Genomic DNA, 12,376 nt, shown 5'->3' on the forward strand with positions numbered 1-12,376 from the left:
AAGTACTGATTTTCAGTATATAAAAATGTTAAAAAGAAATTTTTCCTACAACATGTGTGTAATTTCAATAAAGTTATAATTGAAATAAATGAATTAGATATTGTGTAATAAATGTTTAAAAAAAACAATGCAGAATTCAAAAAACTAAATTACTTTTGCACCATCTCAAAGGGGTGCAATTTGAATCATATTCAAAACGCTGAGATTATACCCAATGAACCTGGGCAGGTAATGCTGCCAAGGGACAAACTAAAGCTTTCCTTAGAAAGGTTTGGTATGCCGACAGTCATAGTCTGTCAAAAATAATTTATTAATTTTAATCAAGAATAATTACCCCTTTTATTCGTAACAAAACGTATTACGAATATGAAGAATTTATTCGCTTTTTTATGCCTTTTTGTACTCTCAGTCAGTATGCAGGCGCAGAATTTTACACTATCAGGAACCATCTCAGATGAATCAGGACAACCAGTGTCTGGTGCCACTGTTTTGGTAAAAGGAACAACCAACGGAACCGTTTCTGATATTGATGGAAAGTATGCTTTAAAACTTTCCAATGGAACATACACTATTACAGTACGTATGCTTTCACAACCTATTGAAAAAACAGTAACTATTACAAAAGATACTGTTGTAAACTTTACATTTGGCGCAGAAAATGAAGCCTTGGACGCTGTATTAATTTCGGCTGTTCGTGTAAATGCCGATTCTCCAATTACGTATTCAAATCTTGAAAAAGAAGAAATTGAAAAACGAAATCTTGGACAAGACATTCCAGTTTTAATGAACTTTATGCCTTCTGTAGTTACAACGTCTGATGCTGGAGCTGGTGTTGGATACACAGGAATTCGTGTGCGTGGTAGTGATGCTTCACGTGTAAATGTTACCATTAACGGAATTCCGTTTAATGATGCAGAAAGTCAAGGGACATTTTGGGTAAATTTACCAGATATGGCTTCGTCTACAGAAAGCATTCAGTTGCAACGTGGAGTTGGAACATCTACAAACGGTTCAGGAGCTTTTGGAGCAAGTTTAAGTTTGTTAACAGATGCAACTTCTGAAAAAGCAAACGGAGAAATTTCAAACACATTTGGAAGTTTCAATACAAGAAAACACACCGTAAAATTTAGTACAGGAAAACTAAATGACAACTTTGAGTTGGCAGGTCGTTTATCTAAAATAAAATCTGACGGATATATTGATCGTGCAAGTTCAGACTTAAGCTCGTACTTTTTGCAAGCTTCATTTGTAGATGAAAATACCTTACTAAAAGCACTGGCTTTTGGCGGACATGAAATTACATATCAAGCTTGGAATGGAATTGATGAAACAACATTACGTGAAAACAGAACATTCAATCCTTCAGGACAATATACAGACGAAAATGGAAATGTGCGTTTTCATGACAATGAAGTTGATAACTACAGACAAGATCACTATCAATTTCACTGGAATCAAAAACTTTCAGAAAACTGGACAACAAATCTAGGTTTAAACTATACAGAAGGAAGAGGTTTCTTTGAGCAATATAAAGAAGATGAGCCTTTTGCTGAATATGGTTTTGAAGAAATTGTAATGAACGGAACTACAATTAATGAAACAGATTTAATTCGTAGACGTTGGTTAGATAATGATTTTTATGTGGTAAATGCAAATGCAAACTACAAAAAAGGCAGTCTTGATATGGATTTTGGTGCGTTTTTAGGAATCTATGATGGAGATCATTTTGGAGAAGTAATTTGGGCGCGTTTTGCAAGTGATAGCGAAATTAGAGATCGTTATTACGAAGGAAATGCAAAGAAAAACGAACTCAGTTTCTTTACAAAAGCGACAATTCGTGTAAACGACAAAGTAAGCTTATTTGGTGATTTACAATTACGTACCGTAAGTTACAAAACGACAGGAATAAACTCTGATTTAGTGGCATTTAACATTGATGAAGATTTTACATTCTTCAATCCAAAAGCTGGGATTAATTACAGAATGAATTCTAGCAATAGCTTATACTTTTCGTATGCAAGAGCAAACAGAGAGCCAAACCGAAGCGATTTTGAAAACAACAATGCTGTAAAACCAGAACAATTAGACGACTTTGAATTGGGTTGGCGTTGGAAAGGCGAAAACTTTACGGTAAATACAAACGCATATTATATGTTGTACAACGATCAATTAGTATTAACAGGCGCGTTGGACGATACAGGAACACCTTTGCGTACCAATAGTGGTAAAAGTTACCGTTTAGGTTTAGAAATTGATGCTTCAATAAAACTAAGCGAGCAACTAACAGTACGTCCAAATGTGGCAATAAGTACGAATAAAAACAAAGACTTCGTAACATCTAAAGATGGAAGTTTGGTAAATTTAGGAAATACAAATATTTCTTTTTCACCAGATTTCGTAGCAGGAAATATCTTAACATATGTGCCATCTGACGACTTTCAAGTATCTTTATTGTCTAAATATGTTGGAGAACAATACATGGGAAATATTGATTCGGATGTGTCAAAATTAGACAGTTATTTCATCAACGATTTAAATTTAACATACGAAATCAAAGTAAATTCAATTTTTGAATCGATTACTTTTTCAGGATTGATAAATAATATTTTTGGTGTAGAATATGTGTCAAATGGATACTTTTTTACGTTTGATGATACTTGGACAAACCCAGGAACGACAATAACTCAAGAAGGCGCTGGATTTTATCCGCAAGCTACCAGAAATTTTTTAGTAGGGATGACCTTGAAATTCTAGAAAAACACAATCATATAAACTATAAAAGCGACTTGAAAGAGTCGCTTTTTTTATACGTAAATGTAACGATATATATAAATCACGACTAGCCTTTATTTGAATGTTCAAAAAATGAAAGTAGCTTTATTCCATTAACTTTAAAATATAGAAAAAATGAAAAAAAAGTCAATTAAAAATTTATCGTTAAACAAGATAAAAGTATCCAAAATCAATTCGCCAAAAGAGATTGTAGGAGCAACAACAGGACCTTGTGTAGTTACTACTTACATCATAAGTCGAGTAGCTTGTTCATATATAGCAGGATCTTGTGGTTGTCCGCCACCGCCATCGGACAATTGTGATCATACCAGAGGTTGTCCATCATGGAATGTTGCTTGTAATCAGTAATAAAGGGGATAAAGAGTGACTTTTCAAAAGCGTTTTTGGGAGTCACTTTTTTTATGGAAAAAAATATAAGAAATTCATAAATCCCGAGAACTGTTTATTGGATGATACTTGAGAATCTTATAGCTGTAAAATTATTAACTATCAAAAACGTATTACAATGAAAAAAAAGAAATTTAAAATTTAACATTAAATAAAATAAACATCTCAAGGATAGATGATGTAGAAAAGGTAAAAGGAGGAGATACTGCTACTATTAGTACAATACCAATCACGACAGGGTTAACAAGTCAATTAGTTTGTTCATTTGTTGGTTTATGTGAGTCAGCTCCAGAGCCAGGAGATCCTGATAACTCAAGAGGTTGTTCTTCTTGGAATGTAGCTTGTTAAAAACAAAGAAAAGCGACTTGAAAGAGTCGCTTTTATAGTTTATATATTAGTTAGAATATCTCAATACTATGTCTATATCTTAATTATTCGAAACCGTTAATACATTACCAGATTTAGAAATACGATAATTAACCATCGGAAAACTATCTGCGCCTTCAACAGGATTTAGTAACTGACCATTTGCCAAGCTGTATTCATAATCTTCACAGTCGCACATTGCCAATACGCCATTAATTTCCATAGTTGAACAACTACTTGGAATATGATTTGGGCAACTTGCTTCCCAAGCTAAAAATTGATCTCCAGATAAATTAAACACAAAAAAGCCACGAACGCCGCCGCCATTTCCAATATATGTAGATCCGCCAGCGAAACTCAAATTATCAAATTGTGGTAAATTTAAATTTATCTGAAATTGAACCAAAGCATTTGGTATGTAAGGATTGCTGTTAATTCCTCCATCATCATTGTTACAAGAAAGGAAAGTTGTGAGTACACAACATAAAATCAAGAAACGTTTCATCTATTTGTATTAAATTATATTTTTAATTAGGTTGTAAAAAAAGTCAAAAGCGAGTATTTGCAATATTATTTTTACATAACGTCAAGCAAGTGCAAAAATTACGTCTCGCAAGTTACATAAAATCATTTTTTAAAAATCACAATCGCAAGGACTTTAAATATTTTCTTATATTTGTATTTACAAAATCCCGTGTTCGATGGGATTTTTTGTGTTCTATAACTAAAAGCTTATCTACTTATATTATGGATTAGTTACATGTGAATAGATAGAAAACGAAGAAATTATGAGTAAAGTATCTTATTATACACCAGAAGGATTAAAAAAATTAAGAGACGAGTTAGATCACTTAAAAAATGTTGAAAGGCTTAAAGCTTCTCAAGATATTGCTGAAGCACGTGACAAAGGCGATTTAAGTGAAAACGCAGAGTACGATGCGGCAAAAGAAGCACAAGGACTGTTAGAGATGCGAATTTCTAAAATGGAAGAAGTGTTGGCAGGTGCACGTATCATTGATGAAAGTCAATTAGATACTTCAAAAGTATTAGTACTTTCTACAGCTCGTATCAAAAATACACTGAACGGAATGGAAATGACTTATACGTTAGTTGCTGAAAGTGAAGCTGACTTAGCGAATGGGAAAATTTCGGTAACGTCTCCAATTGGAAGAGGCCTATTAGGAAAATCTGTTGGAGAAATTGCTGAGGTAAAAGTGCCAAACGGAACAATGAACTTTGAAGTGCTCGAAATTACTAGAGGCGAATAAAGAATCAAAACATAATCATAAAAAATCCTTTCTTACATGTTAAAAAAGGATTTTTTTGCATTTATACAAAGAACTTTTTTATCTTAGAACCACATAAAATTACTGCCCATGCCTTCGATCTTCACTAAAATAATAAATGGAGAAATTCCATCATACAAAATCATAGAAGATGAAAACTATTTTGCGTTTTTAGATATCAATCCAAATACAGTTGGACATACATTGTGTATTCCAAAACAGGAAGTGGATAAAATATTTGATCTGTCGGAAGAAACATATATGGGCTTAATGCGTTTTTCGCGAAAAGTAGCCATTGCCATAGAAAAAGCAATTCCGTGTAAACGTGTTGGTATGACGGTTATTGGACTCGAAGTGCCACATACACATGTACATTTGATTCCGTTACAAAATATGCAAAGCATGGATTTTAGGAACAGTCAAAAATTAACTCCAGAAGAATTTCAAGAAATTGTAGCAAAGATTCGTGCTGAACTTTCGTAATATAGTATGCTACATGTTAAATTTTAAATGTAAAAGTATTTCTTCCAAACAATCAAAAAAGTATATCTAAGAGCAAACTTATAAAGTCGAACTTTTTGAAAGCTATTGGCTTATTTATAAAAGAACATTCCGTTTTATTAATTGCGTCTTAAAATTACAACTGACTTTTATTTTTGTTAAGACTCTTATCATTTAGCTAAACTTTCCAGTTTTTTAAAAACAAGAACCTTATACATAGCACTGATTGGAACTTTATTATTTTCAATGAATAAATGTGTTTTGGTTGCTTTTGTAACTCTATCCAAATTAGAAATGTATGATTTATGTGTACGTTGGAAATTCTCAGATAATAATGTTGTAATATTAATAAGTGTTTCAGAGATTAGGTACATTCTTGAATCTGTAAATAATTTTAAATAATTCCCAAAACTCTGAATATACAGAATTGATTTAAATGAAATATTAACAGGCATTCCATCATGTTTTATTTGAAGTTCTTCATTTCCTATATTTTTTTTAGTCTGTGTTATTTTTGAAGCTGAAACTTTGTTTATTGCTTTCAAAAAGCGTTCAATTTTTATAGGTTTTAATAAATAATCTACAACATCATAGTTATAACTTTCTAATGCATACTCAGAATACGCTGTAGTTAAAATAACCTTAGGAGGTTTTATCATAGAACGCAAAATTTCCATCCCACTAAGTTCAGGCATTTCTATATCTAGAAAGATGAGATCAACTTCATTTTGCTGCATGAAATTGACAAATTCAAGTGGATTTCCTGTGCTTACTACTAATTCAAAGTTGTTAATTTTAGAACAATACTCTTCTAACACTTTGCGTGCTAATATTTCATCATCTACAATGCCAATTTTAATCATCTACAATTTTTTTAATATTGAAACTGTTAAATCAATAGATAAATTTACACGATATTCTTCTTTGGTATCTTCAATTTCTAATACGTGAGAATTAGGATATAAAAGGTTTAAACGTCTTTTTACATTTTCAAGACCCATTCCTTCTCTTTTCGATGTGGAAATCATCGAAGGCTTTGAGTTGAGCACACCAAAATGAAGCGTAGTATTTTTTATAGCTACGGAAACATCAATTGTACTGAGTTCATTAGTGCTTTGCGCACCATGTTTTACAGCATTTTCAACAAAAGGAATAAGTAGCATAGGAGCAATCCTTAAGTTCAATAAATCTCCACTTATTAAAAATTCAATAGTACAACGCTTGCTCAATCTTTTTTCTTCAAGTAACAAATAATTTTCTACAAACTCAAGTTCTTCTTTTAATAAAACGGTCTCTTTTTTAGAACTCTCTAGTTGATATCGCATTAACTCTGAGAGCTGCATGACAAGATCTGGAGTTTCGGGTGATTGCTGTCTGGAAAGGGCATAAATACTATTTAATGAGTTAAATAAAAAATGAGGATTCACCTGCTCTTTTAGATAATTAAGCTCCATCTCTTTTTGTAATTTTTCTTTCTCAGCATTTTCTCTTTGTATGATTATATTCCTTCTTAAAAAGAAAGCGGCCATTCCTGTTCCAGTTGTATAAAAATGAAACAAAAAAGTTTTAGTAACACCGGACCAGTTGTTTTTATCATAAGCTTCTAAATATGCCACAATAAATATACACCCAATGAGTAAGAGTCCGTATATAAAATATTTTTTCTTATCAAAAAAGTAAGGAATGAGAACAAAATGATTTACCCATATAACTGCCATAATATTAATGGCATAGTTAAGTGCCCATAAAAAAAAAGAAAAAGGCGTATCATATCGATCTATAGATATCCATCCGCTCATTAGTTCAAGAATAAGCACTAAGAAAAAAGCGCCTATGTTTATAAGGATTGTATTCTTTAATGACTTTTTAATCATAAACACATTTATTAAATTCTAATAAAGATAGTATCTATACATGCAAACCTCCCTAATTATTATACAAAAGCCTGATATCAATGACGAAATGACTTTATCATTTAATTATTGGGTTTATCCTATATAATCGATTAAACAGGGATTATACTATATTTTTATCTAACCATTGAATTATAGTAAAGCCTTAATAATTCAGTTATTCAATTAAAAAAAGAAGGAAACATGAAAATTACTAAATTATCAATATTGACAATAATCTTGTCTTTTAATACTGTCTTTGCACAGGAAAATAGTGTAAAAGAGTTCACATCAAATGGAGAAGGAACTTCCTTAGTATTACCGCATATTCAAGTCATTCCAATAAAAGATACTAAGACAGAAAGAAACTATGAGCTTTATATAGAATTGCCCGAAGATTATTCTGAGAATACTAATAAAACCTATCCTGTTCTTTATTATACGGACGCTACATGGCATCGCGAAATGCTATCTGGGGCAACAGAATACATGCTAGAAGATGTGATTTTAGTTGGAATTTCTTGGCAATTAGATATCAATGAAGACCTGAAAAAAGAGAGAGGAACACACGTGAGTCGGTTTCGAGATTATAGTAGTCGCAAATCAAATAAACCTAAAATTCAAGCAAAATATCAATTAGGGCAAGCTGATAAACATATAGACTTTATTCGCAATGATGTCATTACCTATGTTGACAATACCTATCGAACTGACCTAAATAGTCGCACCTATTTTGGGTATTCAATGGGCGGAGAATTTGGTGCTTATGTACTATTGACACAGCCAGATATCTTTAATAATTACATTCTTGGAAGTCCATCGATCAAAAATGATGTTCCGTATCTAACTAAACTAAATTCGAAATTTGGACCTTTTGATGCGTCAAATAGAAAATCGAGTCTGAATGCGAATGTTTTTATTGCTTATGGTTCATTAGAAGAAGAGATGGTTGAACCTATTGAGGAATTTATTAAATTATTAAAAGATAGAAGAGATGGCGGTTTAGCCGTACATAAAGAAGTGATTGAGGGTAATCATGGAACTGCATTCCCTATGACAGCAGTTCGCAGTATAGCTTGGTTGACATCTTTGATGAGTCCTGTTTCAAGTGATAATTATGATGTCTCATTCTGGGATATGCCGCATCTCAATAATGCATTTATTAGCATAACACCAGAAGATAGAAAAGATGGGATATTTGTTGATACATTAGCGGTGAGTAGCAATGATCGAAACGCAATCCTCAAACTCTCTCAAGATATTTTTGATGGTAAACATGGTAACTATGATGCGTTACTCATTTCGCATAAAAACAAATTAGTTTTTGAATCCTATTACAAAAAAGGGCGTATCAATTTGCCTCATGGACAAGCATCAGCAGTAAAAGCGTATACTAGTTTGGTTTTGGGTAGAGCAATTCAAATGGGGTATTTATCTATGGAAGATCTACACAAACCTTTAATTAGTTTTCTAAAAGATGTAGATCCTGAAAAAATCACCAAAGGAGCCGAAAAAATTACACTTCATAAAGCATTGACCATGCACGGAGGATTGACTATAGACAGAGATAAATGGAAAGAAATTGAGAATGATTCAATTCGATTAAAAGGTCAAGGGCTGGTTCAGACACTTTTTGAGCAAAGCGAACCTATAACCGACGAATCTCAGACTTATTTGTATGGTAATTTTAATCCAATGCTGGTGATGACGGTCATTGATGCCGTGGTTCCTGGAACGGCAGAGGACTTTATTAAAAGGGAGCTACTTGATAAACTCGGTATTACAAATTATAAATGGTCAAATCATATTAGCGGTTTGCCAGAAGCAGGGTGGCGTGCAAATATCATGTCTCGCGACATGCTCAAATTGGGTAATTTGGTTCTCAATAATGGTAAATTAAATGGCGAACAGCTTATTTCTGTAGAATATCTTGCCAAAGCCACCAGTGGCATTGTGAAACCTACTCAAGATTGGATGCCAAAAGACTATCGTTACGGTTATTTTTGGTATCAAACATTCGTAAAGGTAGGCACTAAAAGTTATGATGCCACATTTGCTTGGGGAGGCGGTGGACAACGTGTAATAGTGATAGAAGAACTTGACTTAATAATTGTAATTTCTGGTCATGATAGAGACGATAAAATAATGTCTCAAATTTCTGAAATCATTATACCAGCGTTTGTAAAACAATAATTCCACAAAAAAATACATCTAAACCATGAAAAACATAACAGGACTACTACTTTTAATATTTCTTTTTCTTGCATGTAAAAATGAACAAAAAAAGGACTCAGATGCCTTAAGTACTACAAGCCCAAAATATGAAACGTATAATTATTCTGGATTTACAAAAGAAGAAATTTATGGATTCCATAAACGTATTTTTGAAGGAGGAAATTGGACCGAATATGGTGATCTGGAACGATACTATTATTTAAACTTTTCCGAAATAAAGAAACACTCGCGTATACTTAGGTCAAATACGCCAAAAATTCTAGAAGAAACACCAAGAGATGATGTAAAAAATTTTAGTACGTCAACAGATTTAAAAAAAGGAGGTGGACTATCATTAAATGACTATGTACAGCAAGTAGAAGTTAATGGGTTAATTATAATTCATAAAGGCACAATCGTCTTTGAAGGCTACCCAAGAATGTTCCCAACAGATTTGCATATTAATATGTTAATAACCCAAGTTTTTGTGAGTACTGCAATTGCTATTCTGGAGGATAGCCATTTAATCGATACTAGCAAACCCATTGATCACTACTTTGATGCCCTAAAAGGGTCAGGTTGGGAAGGTGTTCCAGTAGTTGATATTCTTAACATGAGTTCTGGAATTGATCGCCCATTTGAGACATATGAAAAAAGTTTAGACCCAATTAAAGAATTCGCTATGACAAAATCAACTAAGCCTTCAGGAACTGAGCAACAAAATTCCAATGCCGACGCTATGGTATTAACGCTATTAGTTGAAAAAATTAGCGGTCTTACCTTTAAAGATTTTGTGGAACAAAAAATATGGAAAAAGATAGGGGCTGAACATAGTGCCCTTTTAGCAATCAACACTAATGGGACTTCTGTTTCATATCGCGATGGCATGTCAACAACACTTCGAGATCTTGCTAAATTTGGTCTTGCTTTTACGCCTAGTGGTCGAAAGAGCGCCAATCCAATAATTTCTGATGCGCATTTATCTAAAATCAGAAATGTAAATAAAAATCTCAAAAAGAAGTTGCGATATTCAGAAGAAATAATATATAGTAGTTATCAATGGGGAGCAGTCTACGAAGATGGCGATCTTTACAAAGGTGCACATGGCGGGCAAGGTCTTTATATCTCTCCTTCTAAAGATTTGGTTATTGCATATTTCGGAACTGCCAATACTGATCGTGAAAGCAATCAACTTCATGTCATTTCTCGACAGCTTTCCAAATCAGGACTGTTTGATCTTGAGTGAAATGACCTATAAGAATATATAATACATGAAATATTTTGGTATTAGTAAGTATTTAAAAATTAGATCTTTAGAGTTTTAATACTTGTATGAGTACTATTTTTAAATGTTTGCAATACTGAAATTAAAAACCAACAAACTTACTGTTAAGTTGTTTATTTCTATGTATTGTTTCAATAAATGAAAGATAGAAATATGGTATTTTGTTTTCTTTTAATTTTGATACACTATATTTTTCAGCTACTAAAGAAGACGAAGTTCTTGATAAATTTTTCTTACTTTACAAAACGCATTAAACTCTATTAAAACAGGTGTTAACAAGTCTTTCATATCAACCCCAAAGTATCTAAAGTCGAACTTTTTGATTGAAGATTTAAAGGTAATTAGTCAGTTCGTTAATGAACATTCCGTAATTATTAATTTTTGTTAAGACTTACTTGTACATCATTGATACGGTTGACAATTAATAATTTTTTATTGATACTATGCTTTGCTAGTGCTCCATTAAAAATTTTCAACCAGTTTACAATTTCATTTTTACGTTGATCTCATAGAATGTTTTTTTAATATTCGGAAATATCAATATACCGCGGTTGTGCATTGAATAAATATTGCCAATTTCTTATTTCATTCGGTTATCAAAACCTTGTAATTTAGTTTTGAATTCTTTTTCAAAATCAATTACCTGAATTACCACATCTGCATAATTTGTGGTATATGGATATCATCGATTTTATCTCAATTCATCACATCAAATTTTATGTTCACACCGTACTTGATAATTTCTCAAGGAAAATAGTAGCTGATACTATTTCACACAGAAAGAATGTAAGAGCAAGAATGCTCATTGGTTTTCGTAAAGCCGTCAAATAAGAACTTGATTTTATTGTAGATGTAGACACCGAAAACCATTCTAAATTACTCAATTCAAAATACACAGAAATTTCTTTGATCAAATTTAATTTAATTGATCAATCACACATAAACAATTGATCAATCACAACTATAACTAATTGATAAACATATTTTTACTACATATATTTGGCTTATGGAAGAAGCCGAAAATCCAGAAAAGAGTAGGCACATTTTAAAATTATTAGTATGAAAAAAAAGATTTTAAACGACGGCTGTATGCGCACAATTATTGGAGGTCCAACACATCAATTACGGGATCCAATTCCACCTGGTGGTGCTGGTACAAGTTGTTTTCATGAAGAGACCATGATCGTGACTAACAATGGCTCAAAAATGATTAAAAACATAGATTTAACCATAGACAAAATTTGGAATCCAATTAATCAAAAGTGGATGGAATTATCTAGAAAAACGGTGACTCTTTGGCAAGGTGAAGTCTGTAAAATTGCAACTTCTGAAAATGAACTGATCACCACAAGCAATCACCCTTTTATGCTTAAAGATGGAACAGTTTTAAAGGCTGAAAATTTGGAGGTCGGTGATGTATTGGACAACGGCAGCGAGGGCATAGTTATTAAGGCTATGCAATTGAATAAAGTTCAGGAATATGTCATAGTGCATAATCTGGTGTTTAAAAATGCTGGAACAGCCGATTGTGAACATTTTGTAGAAGCTAATGGTATTCCTTCGGGAATTTTACATTTACAAGATAAAGTAGCAAACGCATCACTTACGAAGGCTTTACAACTCAATTAGTAATCTTGTACTGATTCAGGCTC

10 protein-coding genes are annotated in these 12,376 nt (G+C 32.5%); 7 read left to right on the forward strand and 3 right to left on the reverse strand.

All coding sequences use genetic code 11. From position 1 onward, the window contains the following. The first annotated feature begins 366 nt into the window (after positions 1-366). Both ACQ654_RS16690 and ACQ654_RS16695 read left to right on the forward strand, forming a co-directional pair. The gene (locus ACQ654_RS16690) at positions 367-2,754 is read left to right on the forward strand and encodes a TonB-dependent receptor (RefSeq protein WP_430411486.1); all 2,388 of its coding nucleotides are present in this window, start codon (positions 367-369) and stop codon (positions 2,752-2,754) included. 153 nt (positions 2,755-2,907) lie between these two features. Beyond that, positions 2,908-3,141, forward strand: coding sequence for a hypothetical protein (locus tag ACQ654_RS16695; protein ID WP_430411487.1), 234 nt, complete (start codon positions 2,908-2,910; stop codon positions 3,139-3,141). Positions 3,142-3,607: 466 nt separating this feature from the next. On the opposite strand, the gene ACQ654_RS16700 is transcribed toward ACQ654_RS16695, so the two are convergent. Further along, on the reverse strand, positions 3,608-4,051 hold the full coding sequence (locus ACQ654_RS16700; RefSeq protein WP_430411488.1) for a hypothetical protein: 444 nt from the start codon (positions 4,049-4,051) through the stop codon (positions 3,608-3,610). A gap of 283 nt (positions 4,052-4,334) precedes the next feature. On the opposite strand from ACQ654_RS16700, the gene greA reads away from it, so the two are divergent. Both greA and ACQ654_RS16710 read left to right on the forward strand, forming a co-directional pair. Continuing rightward, a complete protein-coding gene (greA, locus tag ACQ654_RS16705) occupies positions 4,335-4,814 on the forward strand; it encodes a transcription elongation factor GreA (RefSeq protein ID WP_430411489.1) in 480 nt (159 codons plus the stop codon). Between the two features lie 108 nt (positions 4,815-4,922). Further along, the gene (locus ACQ654_RS16710; protein WP_430411490.1) at positions 4,923-5,315 is read left to right on the forward strand and encodes an HIT family protein; all 393 of its coding nucleotides are present in this window, start codon (positions 4,923-4,925) and stop codon (positions 5,313-5,315) included. 188 nt (positions 5,316-5,503) lie between these two features. Here the strand turns inward: ACQ654_RS16710 and ACQ654_RS16715 are convergent, their stop codons facing one another. Both ACQ654_RS16715 and ACQ654_RS16720 read right to left on the reverse strand, forming a co-directional pair. Next, on the reverse strand, positions 5,504-6,196 hold the full coding sequence (locus ACQ654_RS16715) for a LytR/AlgR family response regulator transcription factor (RefSeq protein ID WP_430411491.1): 693 nt from the start codon (positions 6,194-6,196) through the stop codon (positions 5,504-5,506). Then, on the reverse strand, positions 6,197-7,207 hold the full coding sequence (locus tag ACQ654_RS16720) for a sensor histidine kinase (protein ID WP_430411492.1): 1,011 nt from the start codon (positions 7,205-7,207) through the stop codon (positions 6,197-6,199). It abuts the gene before it with no gap. A gap of 222 nt (positions 7,208-7,429) precedes the next feature. Here ACQ654_RS16720 and ACQ654_RS16725 point away from each other — a divergent pair, with 222 nt between their 5' ends. From ACQ654_RS16725 to ACQ654_RS16735, 3 genes are all read left to right on the forward strand, one after another. Beyond that, entirely contained in the window at positions 7,430-9,418 is a 1,989-nt protein-coding gene (locus ACQ654_RS16725) for a serine hydrolase (protein WP_430411493.1), read from the forward strand. Between the two features lie 25 nt (positions 9,419-9,443). Further along, the gene (locus ACQ654_RS16730) at positions 9,444-10,685 is read left to right on the forward strand and encodes a serine hydrolase domain-containing protein (protein ID WP_430411494.1); all 1,242 of its coding nucleotides are present in this window, start codon (positions 9,444-9,446) and stop codon (positions 10,683-10,685) included. Positions 10,686-11,783: 1,098 nt separating this feature from the next. Beyond that, positions 11,784-12,353, forward strand: a complete 570-nt coding sequence (locus ACQ654_RS16735; protein ID WP_430411495.1) for a hypothetical protein — start codon at positions 11,784-11,786, stop codon at positions 12,351-12,353. The last annotated feature ends 23 nt before the right edge of the window (positions 12,354-12,376 follow it).

Source organism: Kordia sp. (assembly GCF_965283645.1).
In the GTDB taxonomy this organism is placed as follows: domain Bacteria; phylum Bacteroidota; class Bacteroidia; order Flavobacteriales; family Flavobacteriaceae; genus Kordia.

Coding starts and splice junctions, on each gene's coding strand:
- ACQ654_RS16700 (WP_430411488.1), bottom strand. CDS start 4,051: ATGAAACGTTTCTTGATTTTATGTTGTGTACTCACAACTTTCCTTTCT.
- ACQ654_RS16725 (WP_430411493.1), top strand. CDS start 7,430: ATGAAAATTACTAAATTATCAATATTGACAATAATCTTGTCTTTTAAT.
- ACQ654_RS16710 (WP_430411490.1), top strand. CDS start 4,923: ATGCCTTCGATCTTCACTAAAATAATAAATGGAGAAATTCCATCATAC.
- greA (WP_430411489.1), top strand. CDS start 4,335: ATGAGTAAAGTATCTTATTATACACCAGAAGGATTAAAAAAATTAAGA.
- ACQ654_RS16715 (WP_430411491.1), bottom strand. CDS start 6,196: ATGATTAAAATTGGCATTGTAGATGATGAAATATTAGCACGCAAAGTG.
- ACQ654_RS16735 (WP_430411495.1), top strand. CDS start 11,784: ATGAAAAAAAAGATTTTAAACGACGGCTGTATGCGCACAATTATTGGA.
- ACQ654_RS16730 (WP_430411494.1), top strand. CDS start 9,444: ATGAAAAACATAACAGGACTACTACTTTTAATATTTCTTTTTCTTGCA.
- ACQ654_RS16695 (WP_430411487.1), top strand. CDS start 2,908: ATGAAAAAAAAGTCAATTAAAAATTTATCGTTAAACAAGATAAAAGTA.
- ACQ654_RS16720 (WP_430411492.1), bottom strand. CDS start 7,207: ATGATTAAAAAGTCATTAAAGAATACAATCCTTATAAACATAGGCGCT.
- ACQ654_RS16690 (WP_430411486.1), top strand. CDS start 367: ATGAAGAATTTATTCGCTTTTTTATGCCTTTTTGTACTCTCAGTCAGT.